The sequence below is a fragment of the Sunxiuqinia sp. sy24 genome, from assembly GCF_052677165.1.
The window spans coordinates 33,982-51,745 of sequence record NZ_JBQYLH010000012.1 but is presented as its reverse complement, the minus strand read 5'-3'; the positions used below and the strand labels follow the sequence as shown (position 1 = coordinate 51,745).

At 41.4% G+C, this 17,764-nt stretch carries 14 protein-coding genes; 5 read left to right on the top strand and 9 right to left on the bottom strand.

Annotated features, from left to right (window positions below; all coding sequences use genetic code 11):
• Positions 1-41: 41 nt before the first annotated feature.
• The 8 genes from ACUNWA_RS11615 to mutY all read right to left on the bottom strand — a co-directional run bounded on the left by ACUNWA_RS11615 (position 42) and on the right by mutY (position 8,676).
• Positions 42-1,751, bottom strand: a complete 1,710-nt coding sequence (locus ACUNWA_RS11615) for a GAF domain-containing sensor histidine kinase (protein ID WP_445592079.1) — start codon at positions 1,749-1,751, stop codon at positions 42-44.
• A 363-nt stretch (positions 1,752-2,114) separates the two neighbouring features.
• Positions 2,115-2,855, bottom strand: coding sequence for a 6-phosphogluconolactonase (gene pgl, locus ACUNWA_RS11610; protein WP_445592078.1), 741 nt, complete (start codon positions 2,853-2,855; stop codon positions 2,115-2,117).
• 42 nt (positions 2,856-2,897) lie between these two features.
• On the bottom strand, positions 2,898-4,409 hold the full coding sequence (gene zwf / locus ACUNWA_RS11605; protein WP_445592077.1) for a glucose-6-phosphate dehydrogenase: 1,512 nt from the start codon (positions 4,407-4,409) through the stop codon (positions 2,898-2,900).
• A 65-nt stretch (positions 4,410-4,474) separates the two neighbouring features.
• The gene (locus ACUNWA_RS11600; protein WP_445592076.1) at positions 4,475-5,101 is read right to left on the bottom strand and encodes a 4'-phosphopantetheinyl transferase family protein; all 627 of its coding nucleotides are present in this window, start codon (positions 5,099-5,101) and stop codon (positions 4,475-4,477) included.
• 3 nt (positions 5,102-5,104) lie between these two features.
• Positions 5,105-5,716 (bottom strand): gliding motility lipoprotein GldD, encoded by a 612-nt coding sequence (gene gldD, locus ACUNWA_RS11595; RefSeq protein ID WP_445592075.1) that lies wholly within the window; start codon positions 5,714-5,716, stop codon positions 5,105-5,107.
• Positions 5,703-7,022: a gliding motility-associated protein GldE gene (gldE, locus tag ACUNWA_RS11590; protein WP_445592074.1), complete on the bottom strand. Its 1,320-nt coding sequence runs from the start codon at positions 7,020-7,022 to the stop codon at positions 5,703-5,705. The genes gldD and gldE overlap by 14 nt, the downstream gene beginning before the upstream one ends.
• Positions 7,023-7,040: 18 nt before the next feature.
• A complete protein-coding gene (locus tag ACUNWA_RS11585; protein ID WP_445592073.1) occupies positions 7,041-7,484 on the bottom strand; it encodes a single-stranded DNA-binding protein in 444 nt (147 codons plus the stop codon).
• Positions 7,485-7,614: 130 nt separating this feature from the next.
• On the bottom strand, positions 7,615-8,676 hold the full coding sequence (gene mutY / locus ACUNWA_RS11580; RefSeq protein ID WP_445592072.1) for an A/G-specific adenine glycosylase: 1,062 nt from the start codon (positions 8,674-8,676) through the stop codon (positions 7,615-7,617).
• Positions 8,677-8,806: 130 nt separating this feature from the next.
• On the opposite strand from mutY, the gene ACUNWA_RS11575 reads away from it, so the two are divergent.
• The 3 genes from ACUNWA_RS11575 (at position 8,807) to ACUNWA_RS11565 (ending at position 13,118) form a co-directional block, all read left to right on the top strand.
• Entirely contained in the window at positions 8,807-9,094 is a 288-nt protein-coding gene (locus tag ACUNWA_RS11575) for an HU family DNA-binding protein (protein WP_445592071.1), read from the top strand.
• A 227-nt stretch (positions 9,095-9,321) separates the two neighbouring features.
• The gene (locus ACUNWA_RS11570) at positions 9,322-10,872 is read left to right on the top strand and encodes an Rne/Rng family ribonuclease (protein ID WP_445592070.1); all 1,551 of its coding nucleotides are present in this window, start codon (positions 9,322-9,324) and stop codon (positions 10,870-10,872) included.
• A 224-nt stretch (positions 10,873-11,096) separates the two neighbouring features.
• Positions 11,097-13,118 carry a cytochrome c biogenesis protein CcdA gene (locus ACUNWA_RS11565; RefSeq protein WP_445592069.1) on the top strand — a complete coding sequence of 674 codons (2,022 nt, stop codon included), beginning with the start codon at positions 11,097-11,099 and terminating at the stop codon, positions 13,116-13,118.
• Between the two features lie 176 nt (positions 13,119-13,294).
• Here ACUNWA_RS11565 and ACUNWA_RS11560 read toward each other — a convergent pair whose 3' ends face one another.
• The gene (locus ACUNWA_RS11560) at positions 13,295-14,059 is read right to left on the bottom strand and encodes a TrmH family RNA methyltransferase (protein WP_445592068.1); all 765 of its coding nucleotides are present in this window, start codon (positions 14,057-14,059) and stop codon (positions 13,295-13,297) included.
• 98 nt (positions 14,060-14,157) lie between these two features.
• Between ACUNWA_RS11560 and tamL the strand changes: the two genes are divergently transcribed.
• Both tamL and fbaA read left to right on the top strand, forming a co-directional pair.
• Positions 14,158-16,488: a translocation and assembly module lipoprotein TamL gene (gene tamL / locus ACUNWA_RS11555; RefSeq protein WP_445592067.1), complete on the top strand. Its 2,331-nt coding sequence runs from the start codon at positions 14,158-14,160 to the stop codon at positions 16,486-16,488.
• Positions 16,489-16,606: 118 nt separating this feature from the next.
• The gene (fbaA, locus tag ACUNWA_RS11550; RefSeq protein ID WP_445592066.1) at positions 16,607-17,686 is read left to right on the top strand and encodes a class II fructose-bisphosphate aldolase; all 1,080 of its coding nucleotides are present in this window, start codon (positions 16,607-16,609) and stop codon (positions 17,684-17,686) included.
• Positions 17,687-17,764 lie beyond the last annotated feature (78 nt).

Below are 17,764 nucleotides of genomic sequence, written 5' to 3'. Positions count from 1 at the left end.
CCTTATTTTTTTTGAATGGGATGTGATAGCGAAGACTGGGATTAGAATTTCCGAGTTTCTTTCTGAAGGTTGGCGGCCATTTCAACAGGTATTTTCAAAGTAAAAGTGCTTCCTTTACCAGGAATAGAGCAAACAGTTAATCGGCCCTGCAGTATCTTGGTTATTCTTTTGGATATGGCCAGACCAACACCAATCCCACTGTAAATACGAGTGCTTGAATCGTCAAGCTGCCTGAAAAAGTCAAAAATGAGCTTTTGTTGATCTCGTGGAATTCCTATGCCACTGTCTTTTATTTGAAATGAAAGCATCTTGTTTTTGATCTCCGCCCGGTATTCAATACTTCCCGAACTGGTGAACTTGATGGCATTTTTCAGTAAGTTAATGATGACCTGGTTGATCTTGCTGTTGTCTGAAATAAAATGGTTGTTGAGGAACTTAGCCGATGGATTATAAATCAACTTAATGCTTTCTTCTTTGTCTGATGACTTCAACATTTCGTCCAATAAGTTCTTGTGTTGAAGAAAGAGCTCATTGCCATGAAGGTACTCTTTGCGAATCTTCACATAAGTTTCGTCTGCTTGTGCCAGGTTAAGGATATCTTCAATAATTTGGAGCAGGTTTTTTCCGCTTTTGTATATTCTGTCGGCGAAATTGCTGATTTCCGCAACTGGTATTTTGCTCATCCTCAGGAGGTCGCTAAATCCTAAGATGTGATGCAGCGGTGTGCGTAGCTCATGATTAATGGTTGCCAGAAAAGCCGATTTTATTTGATCACTTTCTTCTGCTTTTTCTTTGGCTTGAACAAGTACTTCCTGGTAGCTTTTGGCGTTCAGTGCGCTGGCAATGGCGTGGGCCACTGTGTTCATTAAATGAATGTCAGCTTCAAGCCATTCTTTTTCTTTGGCGACGGAGTCGAATCCAATAAACCCAAGCAATTTTTGCTGAAAATGAATGGGGACAACTAGTAGCGAAATGATAGATTGGCTTTTTAATATTTCCTTTTCCGCTATCGCTTCTATTGGTAGGTCGTTGACCTGCTTGATGTAGAGGTGCTCAAGTTTTGTTAAGCGATCCATCCACCAAGGAAAAACAGAAGATGGTATATTTTGCAGGAGTTCGGCTTCCGGCTGGATGCCTTTAGTACACCACTCATGGGTATTGTCCATGATGGTCGTATTCTCTCGAAATTGAAAGACATAGCAGCGATCTACGTTTAGAAATTGACCAATTTTTGTTAGGGCTTGGTTGATTGCTTTATCGGTATCGTACAAATGCGCCCCAACAAAGTCTGAAGAGATTTCAGAAACCAGTTTTTCGATTTCGTAGCGGTATCGAAGGTTGCTTTTTGATTGATAAAGCTCAGAAAGGTCGGTCAGTGTACCGCTCAAAGCCGCTGGTTTTTCGAAGGAATCTAGTTCAGCTATTCCTCCGTTGAATTGCCCCCAGATCCAGCCGCCATTTTTGTGTCTTAGCCTTGTTCGAAACGAAAAATGGTTGGTTCCCATCTTTAAAATACGGTTCAAGGTTTTGGAAACAAGAGTTCGGTTTTCTGGGTGGCATAGGTTCAGCCACTGGGCTAAATCGAAGGGATATAATTCTTCAGGTGTGTATCCAATAAGTTGAGCCCAGGCATCATTGATAAGAACTCTGTCGCTGTCAATGCTCCAATGCCAGATGCCCGTTTGCGCAGCATTAAAAGCATTTTTTAAGATACTTTCCTGAGACGACTTTATTTGTTGTTTTTGCTCCAAATGGGTTAATGTTAGCTGTCTAAATTACAAACCAATTTTTCATATCTCACATCCAAATGCGGTTTTAACTTTTATTAAGAACTTGAAAAAGGACTTGAGTTCAAGTTAAATGCTGACTATGGGTTGTTATTTAAAATAGGTAAAAGAACATACGTTTTTTTCTTGCTGTTTTTGCGTTGGGCTCTTTCTTTATTTATATAGCTCTCTATTTGCGGCAACACTGAATTAAAAGTACAAAATTTAATTAATCAAACTATTTCGTTGGTGTAAATCTTATACACACGATATTAACAATGAGCAGCTTATGCTGATGGTGAGCATTTGTCAGTTATTATTTTTGCTTTCTTTTGGAGTTTTGGTAATTCAATCGTGTTCATTTTCTATTTCAGAGGCTGCAGCCTTATCGAAAAAGAAGACGAGTTGTCCTTGTGTCGGCTGGATGTGATTTGTTGGCAGCTTGCTTGCTCCTTCGAGGTTGTTTATGATTTCAGCCATGCGACTGGCTTTCGACTTTCCGGAGATAAGAAAATAAATACGATCGGCATTGTTGATGACTTTTCCCGTAAGACTCACCCGTTTTTGACCACTTGCGGGATGAGTCGCAAGCTCACAAATCGTATCCGATTTTAGCAGGTGCATTTCATGTGGGAAAATAGAAGCGGTGTGTCCGTCATCACCCATGCCAAGAATAATCAGGTCGAAAACAGGTAAGTTTTGACGTTCGTTAAGGTTTGACTTAATTTCCTGGATATAGTCACTCGTAGCTTCCTTCGGGCTTAGTTCACCTTTTACGCGGTGGATTTGGCTTTCATCAATTTCAATTTTCGAGAACAAGTGTTTATGGGTCATGCCGTAGTTACTTTCATCGCTGGCTGGAGGCACGCATCGTTCGTCGCCCCACCAAAAATGCAGCTGTTTCCAAGGCATTTTTGTCGCATACGATTGAGCAAGTACATCGAACAGTAATTTGGGAGTACTTCCACCGGAAAGGGCGATATCGAATCGCTTGGAGGTGTCTTTTACGGTTTCGTAAAGTTCAAGTGCAAAAGCTTCGGCTAAGTCTTGTGCAGTTGAGAATATTTTGATTGCTTTTTTTGAAGTCATAGCAGTGCAGTAAACTATTTTGTATTAGTAACGATTGTTTTCTTAAAGTTCGCAGTAGGTGCCATCGTTCGACAGATTTTTACATGGATAGCGCCATTGGCTGTCGTCAACTAATTGGTCGGCAACGTCGGGTCCCCAAGTGCCGGCGGGGTAGCCATAAATCGGAATGTCCGGGTTGTGTTGCCAGGCATTCATAATCGGCTGAACAAATTCCCATGCTTTTTCCACCGCATCTCCACGCGAGTAGAGGGTGGCGTCTCCCTGCATACAGTCTAATAGTAAGCGTTCGTAGGCTGCAGGCAAATGATGTGCATCAGCCAGGTCTTCGTAGTGGAAATCCATGTTGACGGTTTGCACGCGAAACCCAGCTCCCGGAACTTTCATGCCAAATTTCAGCAATATGCCCTCATCGGGCTGAATACGAATAACCAGTTGGTTGGCTGTTTGTTCTGTTTCGTATTGGTTGCCGAACAAATGGTGAGGCGTTTTTTTGAAGTGAATGACGACTTCGGTTACACGGGTTGGCAATTTTTTGCCGGTTCGGATATAGAACGGAACACCGGCCCAGCGCCAGTTGTCAATGAAAAACTTCATGGCCATAAATGTTTCTGTCCGGCTTTCGGGGTCAACGCCTTCTTCTTGTCGGTAGCCTTTAACCAATTCTCCTTTAATATGCGATTCGATGTACTGTCCTCGAATGACGTACTGATCTACCTCTTCTTCCTTGATTGGACGTAGCGATTGAAACACTTTTAGCACTTCATTCCGAATGGCGTCTGCTTCAACAACAACGGGAGGCTCCATCGCTACCATACCGACCAACTGGAGTAAATGGTTTTGAACCATATCGCGCATGGCCCCTGAGTGGTCGTAATAACCTCCCCGATTTTCAACACCCAAGCTTTCAGCAGAGGTGATTTCAATATGATGAATGAAATTTTGATTCCAGATGGGTTCGAAAATACCGTTGGAAAAGCGCGTTACCAGGAGGTTTTGAACCGATTCTTTACCCAGATAATGGTCAATTCGATAAATCTGATCTTCGGCAAAATAGTTCAACAAATTTTTGTTGAGTTCTTTGGCCGATGCCAGGTTTGTGCCGAAAGGTTTCTCGATAATTAGCCTGCGGAAACCATCATCTGTTTTATTCAGATCTACACTCGCCAGATTTTTCGGAATGATTTCGTATAATTTGGGTGGTGTGGACAGGTAAAAAATGAAGTTCTCCGGAATCGAGTTTTCTTTGGCAATGGTAAACAACCGATCTTTCAATACCGGATATTCATAGGAGTCGGCTGTTGAAATGGATTGATAATATAGTCGGCCTAAAAATTTCTCAATCAGTTTATGGTCTTCTTCCTTTGTGAGAAATTCTGTCATTCGTTGGCGAAATTCAACATCTGACAGGTTGGTTCGGCTTACGCCAAGTACTGCAAATTCGTCTGGAAGAAGGCTTTGTCTCTCTAGTTCAAGGAGTGCGGGAATTAATTTGCGTTTGGTTAAATCGCCCGAAGCTCCAAAAATGACGAGTATATGTGATTCGGCTTGTTTCATGGTCGTAATTTTTCAGGGATAAACAAGTTTGTAGGTGTGAAGTTTTTAAAATGAGCCGTTTTTTTTCAGTTCGGCTCTGCTGCAATCAAAAAGACAATCAGTTGTTTCTTGTATTCAAAATAGTTGAGTAGGAAGCGCTGATTCTTTTCATTCGTGTTTAATTCAGCTATTAATTGATCGTTTTCTTTCGGACTAAGAGCTATCTGCTCAGCAAAATGGATTCCAGGAATGCCTGCCACTTTGTAAACAGCTTCTTTCGCACTCCAAAAAAGACAGTGGCGTTTCGAGTCCTTATGGGCCAACGCCATTTCGGCTGGAGAAAGATATTTTCGCTCGATGTTCAAGAAATTCCGGCTCAGGCTTTCAATGTCCAATCCTACAGCTTGGTGAGGATGAAGCAAGATGCCCGCTATCTGGCTGGAATGGCTGATGCTGATATGGTGGTAAAGGGGGTGGTCGATTTGTGGCTGTCCCTTACTATTGTAGGTTACTTTGATTGATTGGCATCCAATGTGTCGGAGCATCATTTTTACCGATAGCCATTCTTGCTGTCGTTTTTTATTTTTTAGTGATCGAAATGCTTCATCGCTATCCAGCATTGGAAACTGAGCTTTGAGCCATTCCAGGTCTTCGGTCAGCTCCCAAAGCAGAAGCAAGCCTTCTTCGATATGAATTTCTTTGGCTAATGGCATGGCTTAATTCCAACGGGTTGTTTCAACTAAATGGATGATGTCGGGCTTCAGAAAATCGATGACCGGGCGGATGGAATCGATGTTTGGGACTTCACGGATATAGAGTGCTCCACGCAAAAAATGCTCGGTGCTGTCGGTCAGGAAAAACTGGATGGGTGAAGCGGCATTTCCTTCGATATAATAAATCGTGCCATAAACGTTCTGCTCCGGATTGATGAATAAACGCTCCTCAATAGCATCTGCTTTTATGGTATGATCGTAAGCCAGGCGCCGCGACTCTTCCAAGTGCTTTTGCAGATCTTTGTTCAGATGGGCATAGCTCAGGTGCAAATCTGCTTTATTGGCAGGCGTGCTGATTGTCATCCACGCTGAATTGGCTGAGTTTTCTGAGTCCGGGGCAGATCGGGGGGTCGAGTAATCGGCAATTTCAAACGAGTAGGGGAGATCCTTGCTTAGCCCATGATAGGATTTCTCCGGAAAGTCAATCCGGAAATAACCACGCGGTTTTGGGGTATATTCTTTTTGGCAACTGGCCAGTAAAACAATGAGTATTACAATCAAAAAAAGCCGGTTTTGCATAGGAGCATTTTTTTCGGAAGCGTTAATTAATTTCAACTTTGATCTTTTTGATACGTCGGTTATCAACAGATTCAATGGTGAAAACGAAATTCTCGCAGCTTAGTTTCTCATGAGTAATTGGTATTTCACCTCTTAGTTCCAGAATTAGTCCGGCCAAGGTGTCGGCATCTCCTTTGTAGTCGTCAAAAATATGATCGTTGCTTCCGGTAATTTTATAGAAGTCGTTGAGAAGGATTTTGCCGTCAAACAAGTATTTGTTTTCTGCGATTTTGGTGAAATAGTTTTCTTCTTCATCAAATTCATCGGCTATTTCGCCTACAATCTCTTCCAGTACATCTTCTAGTGTGACGATGCCCGAGCTGCCTCCGTACTCGTCGACCACAATGGCCATGTGTACTTTGTTCTTTTGAAATTCTTCCAGCAAATCATCAATCTTCTTGGTCTCGGGCACGTAGAAGGGTGCACGGATAATGGTTTGCCATTTGAAATTTACTTTTTTATGAATGTGCGGGAGTAGATCTTTGATGTAAAGAATACCCTTAATGTTATCAAAAGAGCCCGAGTAGACCGGAATTCGCGAATAGCCTGATTCGTTTATCAGATTGATTACTTTGCTGTACGAATCTCTGATCTCAAGCGCCTCCACGTCAACGCGCGATCGCATGATTTCCACCACATTTTTATTTCCAAACTTGACAATTCCTTCTAGAATTTCTTTATCCTCGGCGTGTTCGTGCTCCAACGTAAGTTCGAGTGCTTGTGAAAGTTCGTTGACTGAAATATTTTGTGCTTGTTTTTGAAAATGCTTATTCACAAACGATGTCGAATAAATCAGGATTGAATTAATGGGGCGAAGCAAGCGCTCCAGCACGGTTAGCGGAATAGCCATAAAGCGCGCAAAACTACGGGGGTGGCTGGAGGCATACACCTTGGGGATGATTTCGCCAAAAAGCAATAGGACGAAAGTGATGACGACCACCTGAAAGATAAAGCCTAAGGTTGGTGCTGACTCGAAATTAAAAAGCTTTCCTGTGGTGTAGGCCGAAAGAATGACGATGCCTACATTAACAAAGTTATTGGCCACCAGAATGGTCGCCAATAACTTTTCAGGGTTGTCCAGGTTTTTTAATATCGCATGATTCTGCTTGCTTTTGGATGAGTTGAGTTTTTCACGATCCTGAGGACTTAGTGAAAAATACGCAACCTCAGAGCCTGAAATCAAGGCTGAAGAAAACAAGAGTATCAAAATAAACGCAAGGCACAGAATTACAGCTGTTGTCAGGGGATAGAATTCAATATCTCCGATAATTGCTGTGAGTATTGGTAAAGGGTCTGTTTCCAATTAAACTAATTTAAGTTACTAAAATGGTAAGTCATCTTCTTCGTTGGGTGCGAAGTCTGGTTCGCTAACCTGGTTGTCCGGTTGATTCTGTGGATGGCTTTGTTGATTGGTGTTACTGTTGTCCTGTTGGTTTCTTGAACCGCCAAGCATTTCCATATTGTCACCATAAATTTCAGTAGTGTAGCGCTTGTTGCCATCTTTATCTTCCCACGAGCGGGTGCGAATACGGCCTTCGATATACAGACGGTCACCTTTTTTGACGTACTGCTCTACAACTTTGGCTAAGCCTCTCCAAATAACAATGTTGTGCCATTCGGTGGTGGTTACTTTTTCGCCGTTTTTAGCAGTGTAGCTCTCAGAGGTAGCCATCGAAAAGTTGGCAACAGCAACGTCCTTATCTAGGTATCTGACTTCAGGATCGCGACCGACATTTCCGATTAAGATTACTTTGTTTACTGACATAATTAAAGATTTTAGAATTAAACAATAATAAATTTACAAAATTTCCCCCTCTGAGAGGTAATGTTTGATGAAGTATTTTAGAAATGGCCTGTTTTTGACGCTAAACCATAACCTCTTCTATATGAACGAATCAAAACCAATTACACTTGCTTAGTTCCTTTTCGATTGGTTTTGGAACAGCAAAGTTAAAAATATCTTTTTTATTCACCTTAAGCAAGGAAGCGGGGATCTTTATTTTACCGACTATTTTCAAGTAGATGAATCGATAGAAGATGTGCTGGTGGCTGAGCACTTGTTTTTGCCAGTCACTTTCTTTTTCCAGTAGCAGTTGGGTTTGTAGCGGGAAGATTGCTTGACTTTCTGCCAGTGTTTGCTGTAAGTCGCTTTTCTCAGAGCTTTCAGTGAGAGGGAATTCATAAAGGTTCTTCCAAATGTCATTAGCTGTTCGCTTCGAAAGGTAGGTGTAGGAGCCATGGTCAATCACCAAGTAGTTGAAATAACGTTTTCGAATTTTAACCTTTCCTTTTTTCACCGGGTAGGAGTCAATCTTGTTGTTTTTATAGGCGAAGCATAACTTATTAAAGGGACAACTTTCACACCCCGGATTTTTAGGAGTGCAGAGAGTTGCTCCAAACTCCATTAATGCTTGGTTGAAGTTCCCGGCGTGGCTCGCATCCAGCAATTCATTGGCAAGTATTGCAAACTGTTTTTTTCCTTGCCCGCTGTCGATGGGGGTATCTATACCGTTAATACGCGATAGCACCCGATACACATTGCCATCAACCGCCGCATAGGGTAAATTGAATGCGATGGAGGCAATTGCCGCCGCTGTATAGTCGCCTACGCCTTTTAGATTGAGTAGACTTTCATAGTCAGCCGGAAACATTCCTCTATAATGTCTCGCAATAGTTTGCGCGGTGTGGTGCATGTTTCGAGCTCTGGAATAGTAACCCAGGCCTTGCCATAGCTTTAAAATCGCATCTTCCGAAGCATTGGCGAAATCCTTAACACTGGGGTAGGTGTCGATAAACCGCAGATAATAGGCCATTCCTTGGTCTACACGGGTTTGTTGAAGTATGATTTCAGATAGCCAAATGGCATAAGGGTCAGCGGTTTCCCGCCAAGGAAGATCTCGTTTGTTGTTGTCGTACCAACGAAGCAAAATACCGGAGAATGAGGCGCTTTTTGTCATAACTGCTTTAAAATCTATATAGATTGCAAAAATAATTCATTTGAGGTGTTTAAAGTTTTTAAATAATTTTTATTTTTGCACTCCGAAACGCATGAATATATAATTTATTGAAAACTAAATATTTTAAGAGATGACTAAAGCAGATATTGTTAATGAAATTAGCAAGAACACGGGAATCGAGAAAGTAACGGTTCAAAAAACTGTAGAAGCTTTTATGGAAACTGTAAAAGATTCATTAACTGAAGGGAAAAATGTGTATCTTCGGGGATTTGGTAGCTTTATCGTAAAAAAGAGAGCAGAGAAAACAGCACGTAATATTTCAAAGAATACAACAATAATTATTCCAGAGCACTTCATTCCAGCTTTTAAACCAGCGAAAACGTTTGTTGCTCAAGTTAAAGATCAAGTAAAAAATTAAGATTATGCCAAGCGGAAAAAAAAGAAAAAGACATAAGATGTCGACGCACAAGCGTAAGAAAAGACTACGTAAAAACAGACACAAGAAGAAGAAATAGTCTTACGCTTTTTTTAGCAATAGCTATAAAAGACAATTGAAGGTTAAACCTAAAGTGCATAGCGCTTTAGGTTTAATCCGTTTTTAACTAATGTAAAAAGTTACATTATAAATTAAATCAAAATAACGTTGTGAGTAGCGATCTAATTATTGATGTCTCTCCCTCAGAAGTCGTTATTGCCTTATTAGAAAATAAACGCTTAGTTGAACTTACCAGGGAAAAAAGCGGAGCAAAATTTGCTGTTGGCGATATTTATTTAGCCAAGGTGAAAAAAATTATGCCGAGCTTAAACGCTGCATTCATCGACGTTGGTTATGAAAAAGATGCATTTTTGCATTATCTCGATATGGGACCTCAATTTTCAACTTTGAATAAGTTCATGAAAATTGCCAGTTCCAAAAAGAACCGTATTTCTTCACTATCTAAAATTCACTCCTTACCAGATATTAATAAGGAGGGTAAAGTAACAGAAGTATTGAAAGCAGGCCAGAATATTTTGGTTCAAATAGCCAAAGAACCTATTTCGACCAAGGGCCCCCGGCTAACCTCCGAACTTTCAATAGCTGGACGAAATTTAGTGCTGATGCCTTTTAGCGACAAAGTAAGTGTTTCGCAAAAGATTAGCTCAACCGAAGAAAAAAACAGGCTGAAAAGATTAATTCAAAGTATTAAGCCAAAGAAATACGGTGTGATTGTTCGAACAGTGGCCGAAGGCAAACGAGTAGCAGAACTCGACCAGGAATTGAAAAGACTGGTAGCCAAATTTGAAACCACCTTCCAAAAATTAAAAAAAGCCACCGCCCCGGCTTTAATTGTTGGAGAAATTGACCGGACAACAGCATTACTTCGAGATATTTATACGCCAACGTTTAACAGCATCATCGTTAACGATGCCGCTGTTGCCGAAGATGTGGCAGATTACATTGCGACGATTGCCCCAGAGAAAAGGAAAATTGTTAAGACCTACACCGGTGGGCAACCAGTTTTCGATTATTTTGGGGTCGACAAGCAAGTAAAAGCGTCGTTTGGAAAAACCGTTTCATTTAAAAACGGCGCTTACCTGATTATTGAACATACCGAAGCTTTTCATGTGATTGACGTTAACAGCGGTAATCGGTCAAAAGCAGGTGTGGATCAGGAAACCAATGCGCTGGAAGTCAACTTGGCAGCAGCCGAGGAAGTAGCACGACAGTTGAGGTTGAGAGACATGGGAGGCATCATCGTGATCGATTTTATCGACATGCATGAAGCAGCAAACCGACAAAAGGTTTTTGAACGTATGAAAGAGGCGATGGGAGCTGATCGCACCAAACACAACATACTGCCATTAAGTAAGTTTTGTTTGATGCAAATCACCCGTCAGCGGGTAAGACCTGAAGAGCATGTGGAGACAGCTGAAGTCTGTCCGACATGTAAGGGCACCGGAAAAATTACGCCTACCATTCTCTTTACAGATGAATTAAGTAGCAAAGTCAATTACATTTTTAAAGACTTGAATAAGAAAAGTCTGACCTTGAAAGTTCATCCGTATGTGGCCGCTTTTTTAACGAAAGGAATTCATTCCATTAAAAGAAAGTGGGCTTTTAAGTATTTCAAACGAATAACTGTTGAAGGCGTTAATGCCTACAGTTTTCTGGAGTACCATTTCTACGATGATAATTTAGAAGAGATTATTCTTTAAATACAAGAAATCCCGGATCATTGATTTGGGATTTTTTTATTTAAAAACGTTAACAATCAATTCGATTTTACAAGAAGTATTCAAATATATTGATATTGAAATATTTAAATCGAAAAAAGGACGAATGCTTGTTTTAAATGGTTGAAAGTCATTTCCGGAACAAGCATTTCCTGCTTATCTTTGTTGTATTCATCAAAAAATATTGACTAAGAAAATACTAGAAAATGAAGATAGTAAAACATAGCCTCTCAATTCTTTTTCTCTTGTTTGCTTTTCAGGGTTTTTCACAGATCCTTGAGCCAGTAAAATGGTCTTTCGACTCGAAGCAAGACGGCAAAGAAGTTCAGCTTATTTTTAAAGCCACGATTGAAGATACCTGGCATTTGTACGATACCCATCTCCCTGAAGGAGGACCGGTAGCCACGTCGATTAACTATCAAGACACATCGCAGTTTGAGTTTGTGGGGGATTTGCAAAAGAATCCGGCGCCTACGGAGGAGTTTGATAAAACTTTTCAGATGGATTTACGATATTATAGTCACGAGGCGGAGTTCATTCAAACCATTCGGTTAAAAACAGCTGATCCGATTGCTATTGAAGGGTATGTTGAATTTATGTGCTGCGACGATGAGACCTGTTTGCCGCCAACTGAAGCCGATTTTGCTTTTGCGTTGAATGGAGCAGGCGCTGACCAGGGAGGTGAGTCGGAAAGAATACAAAACGTCGAAAAATCAAACCGGGTATTGACAGATAAGGGAAAAGAGGGCTCAACGGAAACGCTTTGGTTGTTTTTCTTCTTCTCCTTTTTAGCTGGATTAGCAGCTATTCTTACGCCTTGTGTCTTTCCAATGATTCCGATGACGGTTTCCTTTTTTATGCACAGTGGCGAGTCGAAGATTAAGTCGCGTCTTTATGCCGCGTTTTATGGTTTCTCTATTATCGCTATTTATACCATTGTTGGAACCTTGGTGGCCGTTCTCTTTGGTCCCGATGCAGCTAATTGGTTAAGTACTCATTGGCTGCCGAATATTTTATTCTTTATCATTTTCGTACTCTTTGCTTTTTCATTTTTTGGCATGTTTGAAATTGTGATGCCAAGTTGGTTGGTGAACCGTTCGGACAAGCAGGTAGATAAAGGTGGATTTTTAGGTTCTTTTTTCATGGCCCTAACCTTGGTGTTGGTTTCCTTTTCGTGTACCGGACCTATTGTGGGGGCGATTCTAGTTGAATCGGCTGGTGGCGCTGTTTTGAAACCCATCATCGGGATGTTTGGTTTTGCCCTGGCTTTCGCCTTGCCATTTACCTTGTTTGCTCTTTTCCCAGGCTGGCTAAGCAACTTACCAAAGTCTGGCGGTTGGCTCAATTCGGTTAAAGTGGTGCTGGGCTTTTTGGAACTGGCACTAGGATTGAAATTTCTGAGTATTGCCGATCAGACTTATCATTGGGGAATTCTTGATCGGGAGATCTATCTGGCCGTATGGATTGTCATCTTTACTTTGCTGGGACTTTACTTGCTGGGGAAACTGAAGTTTTCGCATGACAGCGACTTGAAATTTATTTCGGTACCCCGTTTGATGATGGCTATTGTCTCATTCTCTTTTGTGGTTTATTTAATACCCGGAATGTTTGGTGCGCCACTGAAAGCTTTGGCTGGCTATATGCCTCCGCAAAGTACACACGATTTTGATTTGCATGAAATAATTCGCGATGAAGTCCGGTTGGTTAGTTCTTCTGGTAATAGCATCGGTTTTGGTGAAGTGAACGAGCAGTGTGAGGAGCCTAAGTTTGGAGAGTTTTTGCACTTGCCACACGGTTTGAGTGGCTATTTCGATTACGAGCAAGGCCTGGCTTGTGCCAAGGCGTTGAATAAGCCGGTGTTTATCGATTTTACAGGTCACGGTTGCGTTAATTGTCGGGAAATGGAAGCGGCAGTCTGGTCTGATCCCCGGGTGTTGGCGCGGCTTCAAAATGAATTTATTATCATTGCCTTGTATGTCGATGATAAGTCGAAGTTGCCCGAAAGTGAGTGGGTGACCTCGAGCTACGACGGAAAAGTAAAAAAGACTCTGGGGAAAAAATATGCCGATTTCCAGATTACACAATTTGGCGTAAATGCGCAGCCATACTATGTGCTGACGGATACGAATGGTGAGTTGTTAGTTGACCCCAAAGCGTATGATTTGAATCCGGATAATTTTGTGGATTTTCTGGATCGTGCCCTGGAAGAATTTGAGAAACGGAATTAGTTTTTCGCTTCCTTCTGAAAAGCTCACCGAATTGTTTTTGAAGAGAAGCAGTTTGGTGAGCTTTTTTGTTTAGAAATCTGATCTTGATTTAGCTTTCAATTGGATGTTATGATCTTCGACAGTTTTTTGTGGAATGAAAAATTTACTACACGCAAAAAGTCAATGAGATATCAATATTAGCTTCTGCGCTTGAATTCGGAGCAGCAAATGGATGCAGCGCTGGCTACATTCAATGATTCGGAGCCACGTGCGCCTACTGCAAAGGACGGGATATGAATTTTTCGCTGGATTTTTGTTTCGATGGCTGGGGAAATCCCATTGCCTTCGTTGCCTAGAACCAATATGCCATGGGCTGTAAGGTTTGATGAATAGATATTCTCGCCTTCTAAAAAGGTACCATAAACAGGAAGTTGTGCCTGGTTGGCTTCATCCATCAATTTTTCCAGATCAAGATAATGAATCTGAACCCGGAAGATGGCTCCCATGCTCGATTGAATGACTTTAGGATTGAAGCAGTCAGCCGTATTGGTCGAGCAAATCAGATTTCTGATGCCAAACCAATCTGCAATGCGGATAATGGTTCCCAAGTTGCCCGGGTCCTGCACAAAGTCAAGAGCCAGTGAGAATTCCCGGGTTAATTGATTCATGCTTAGCTGGTAGTATGGGATTTCAACTACAGCTATGGCCTGCTGAGGCGCTTGTTGTAAACTGGCTTTTTTGATTTCTTCCGGGCTGCACTCGATGACTTCATCAGCCACGTCAGGGGGGAGTGGATTGGATTTAAGAAAACCAGGGGTGCCGATCAAGAGTCTTACCCGAAAATGAGACGCGACGGCTTCCAGTACAAGCTTATTACCTTCAACAAGAAAAACACCTTCTTTTTCGCGGGTCTTTTTGCGGTTGAGCGATTGGATGAATTTTATTTTATTTTTACTTAGCATGATATTTGGCAAACAATTTGTAAAAATAAACACCCTAATCGATTTGTTTGCGTCTGATAGTGTTTATTTTTGTTGAAATTCCCAGAGAAGGTTAAAAAATGAGAAAAGTGAAGCTGTTTAAAATACGGATTGGTCTGTTGATCGCAGTCATGTGCTTTTCTTGTTCCCCAACGAAGTTTGTTCCCCAAGGAGAATATTTACTGAATGATATCGACATCAAGATCGACAATCGGTCGATCAATAATGAAGAGCTAAAAGCACAGGTCAGGCAAAAGGAGAATCTCAAGATTCTTGGTTTTATGAAATTTCACCTGGGACTTTATAACTTATCCTCTGCTAAGAAAGAAGAAGGATGGTTTAAGCGTATCGGTGAAGCCCCCATAATTTATGACGACTACATGACTCAGCGTTCCAAGGAACAGTTGAAGCTTTACTTGCGCAATAAGGGCTACTACGATGCTTCGATAACAGAGCAGATTGATGTTAGGGAAAGACGCCAAAAGGTAAATGTTGTTTATTCGATAGAAACCGGGCAGCCCTATCGTATCCGGAATTACAGTTATCAGTTTGAAGACCCCAGTATCGAAGCATTGATTTTGACAGATACGGCTAGCCAAATGATTAGTCCTGGAGCTGTTTTTGATGTTGATGTGTTGAATGCCGAGCGGAAGCGAATTGCTAATCGACTTAAAGATTATGGGTATTACAATTTCTCAGAAGAATATATTTCATACGATGCCGATAGCGCTTTATCATCTCAGCAGGTTGACTTAGTTGTCGTTGTTGCTGATGAAGATCCGGAGCAAGAGGTGGACTCGATTAAGCCACATCGGAAGTTTATGGTTCGCTCTTTTCACATTACCCCCGATTTTGTGGCTTCTCAATTGAATGCCCGCCGACAAGTGGCAGTGCCTGATACGCTTCGGGATTTTCCGTATGCTTTTTATCATAGGGGAAAGATGAAGTATAAACCAGAGGTTTTTTACAATGTGAACCGGATGGAAGATAGTTTGTATTATTCGCAGAGGAGTGTCGAGCAGACTTATCGCTCGCTGGTTCAATTGCGGCAGTTTCGGATCGTTAATCTTAATTTCGATGAAATAGAGAATCTGGGAAATGACTCGATTGGCGTGTTAGATTGCAACCTCCAATTGTCTCCACTTCCGAGGCAGGGATTCTCTGTGGACCTTGATGGAACCAATTCTTCAGGCAATTTGGGGGTAGCTGGAAACTTCAATTATCAGCACCGGAATGTTTTTCGGGGAGCTGAAATATTTAACCTAAATTTAAAAGGGGCAGTTGAGCGGCAGCAAACCCTGATTAAAAACAATAAACTTGATTTTAACACCCGGGAGTTTGGGGTGGAAGGCTCGTTAACAATTCCTAAATTTCTGAGTCCAATTAAGCGTGGTCGTTTGTTTGACTACCAGGTTCCTCAAACCAACCTAACGCTAGGGTATAACTATCAGCGGCGTCCTGATTATACGCGTACCATCACCAACTTCAGGTATGGATATAACTGGAAAACCTCTCAAACCAAAACTCATTTCTTGAGTGTGGTCGATTTCAATTATGTGAATCTTTATGAGTTTAATGATGAGTTTTTGAACTCAATCCAAGATCTGTACATTAAGAGCAGTTTTACCGATCACCTCATTTTCGCGATGAATTACACTCAGGTGGATAATACGCAGAGCTTGAAGCGGCGAGATCATTACCGTTATTTTAAGTGGTCGTTCGAGTCTGCGGGAAATTCATTATCTCTGCTCTCCTCTGTTTTTGATCGTCCCAAGGCAGCTTTTAATGATACCATTACTGGTCAAGTATCGAACTACCATGAGGTGTGGGGCACCCGTTACGCTCAGTATTTGAAAGCTGATTTTGAATATCGCTACGGACATATGATTGATGAGTATAATTCAGTTGTTGGTCGAGCGTTTATTGGCGTTGGCCTGCCTTATGGGAATTTTGATGTATTGCCATTTGAGAAGAAGTACTTTACAGGAGGAGCTAACGGAATCAGAGCCTGGCAGGTGCGTTCGCTGGGGCCAGGAACCTATAAGGCGCCCGAAGGGGCTTACCCCAATCAATCGTCAGATATTAAGCTGGAAGCTAATTTGGAGTATCGGTATCGGTTTGTTTGGCGTATTGAAGGGGCTTTCTTTTTGGATGCAGGTAATATTTGGGCGATCAATGAAAAAGATAACCGACCCGGCGCTCAATTCAAGCTGAATCAGTTTTATGAACAAATTGCCATCGGAACTGGCATGGGCTTACGGTTCGATTTTACGTACTTTATTTTCAGATTGGATTTGGGAATGAAACTGCGCGATCCTTCTTTGGAAGCAGGAAGAAGAGTTGTCATTGGCAACTATCCACTTTCATCTGAACATTTCAATCTCAGCTTCGCCATCGGATATCCGTTTTAACTTGCATTTAATGTTGGTTGCAATTTTTTTTGTTTTTTATTCGTAAATTTGCAGCCGATCTAATAATTAGATTTCAAAGAGGAATAATCCCGTTTAATTTACTTAATAAATAGAAGCTATGAGCGAAAAACTTTTTGATAACATCAAACCAGGTGTTTTAACCGGAGAAGACTTACAATATGTATTCAAAGTTGCAAAAGAAAATCAATTTGCATTGCCTGCTGTTAATGTAACTACTTCAAGTACTATTAATGCAGTGATGGAAGCAGCAAAAGATGTTGATTCTCCTGTAATCATTCAGTTCTCTAATGGTGGTGCACAGTTTTATGCTGGTAAAGGATTGAAATTGGAAGGACAGCAAGCTCAGGTTGCAGGTGCTGTTGCTGGTGCAAAAACAATTCACTTGTTGGCCGAAGCTTATGGTGTAAGAGTTGTTTTGCACACTGACCACGCTGCAAAAAAATTATTGCCTTGGATTGACGGTCTTTTAGATGCTGGCGAAAAGCATTTTGAAGAAACCGGTAAGCCATTGTTCTCTTCTCACATGCTTGACCTTTCGGAAGAGCCATTGGAGGAGAATATCGCTATCTGCAAAGACTACCTGACAAGAATGAGCAAAATTGGTATGACCCTTGAAATTGAGTTGGGAATTACTGGTGGCGAAGAAGATGGTGTAGATAATTCAGATGTTGATAACGCATTGCTTTATACACAGCCTGAAGAAGTTTGCTATGCATACGAGCAATTGAGCGAAGTTTCTCCTAACTTCACTATTGCTGCCTCTTTTGGTAATGTACATGGTGTTTACAAACCAGGTAATGTTGTTTTGAAACCAGCTATTTTGGACGCTTCTCAAAAATACATTTCTGAGAAATTAGGTTTAGGTGAAAAGCCAGTAAACTTCGTATTCCACGGTGGATCAGGTTCTACTTTAGAAGAAATTCGCGAAGCAATTTCTTACGGTGTAATTAAAATGAACATCGACACGGATACTCAATGGGCATATTGGGATGGCGTGCGCGCTTTCGAAGCAGCTAACCGCGACTACTTACAGGCTCAAATTGGTAATCCTGATGGAGCTGACAAACCTAATAAGAAGTATTATGACCCTCGTGTTTGGGTTCGTAAAGGTGAAGAAGCTGAGATTGCACGTTTGAAAATTGCATTCGAAGATTTGAATTGCATTGGAAGAAGCTAATTCTTTCAAAAAATGATACAGAGAGGTTCTTCAATTATTGAAGGACCTTTTTTTTTGATCATATCTATCTATCTGGCT

Coding starts and splice junctions, on each gene's coding strand:
- zwf (WP_445592077.1), bottom strand. CDS start 4,409: ATGAAACAAGCCGAATCACATATACTCGTCATTTTTGGAGCTTCGGGC.
- ACUNWA_RS11585 (WP_445592073.1), bottom strand. CDS start 7,484: ATGTCAGTAAACAAAGTAATCTTAATCGGAAATGTCGGTCGCGATCCT.
- ACUNWA_RS11560 (WP_445592068.1), bottom strand. CDS start 14,059: ATGCTAAGTAAAAATAAAATAAAATTCATCCAATCGCTCAACCGCAAA.
- ACUNWA_RS11565 (WP_445592069.1), top strand. CDS start 11,097: ATGAAGATAGTAAAACATAGCCTCTCAATTCTTTTTCTCTTGTTTGCT.
- pgl (WP_445592078.1), bottom strand. CDS start 2,855: ATGACTTCAAAAAAAGCAATCAAAATATTCTCAACTGCACAAGACTTA.
- mutY (WP_445592072.1), bottom strand. CDS start 8,676: ATGACAAAAAGCGCCTCATTCTCCGGTATTTTGCTTCGTTGGTACGAC.
- ACUNWA_RS11575 (WP_445592071.1), top strand. CDS start 8,807: ATGACTAAAGCAGATATTGTTAATGAAATTAGCAAGAACACGGGAATC.
- tamL (WP_445592067.1), top strand. CDS start 14,158: ATGAGAAAAGTGAAGCTGTTTAAAATACGGATTGGTCTGTTGATCGCA.
- ACUNWA_RS11600 (WP_445592076.1), bottom strand. CDS start 5,101: ATGCCATTAGCCAAAGAAATTCATATCGAAGAAGGCTTGCTTCTGCTT.
- fbaA (WP_445592066.1), top strand. CDS start 16,607: ATGAGCGAAAAACTTTTTGATAACATCAAACCAGGTGTTTTAACCGGA.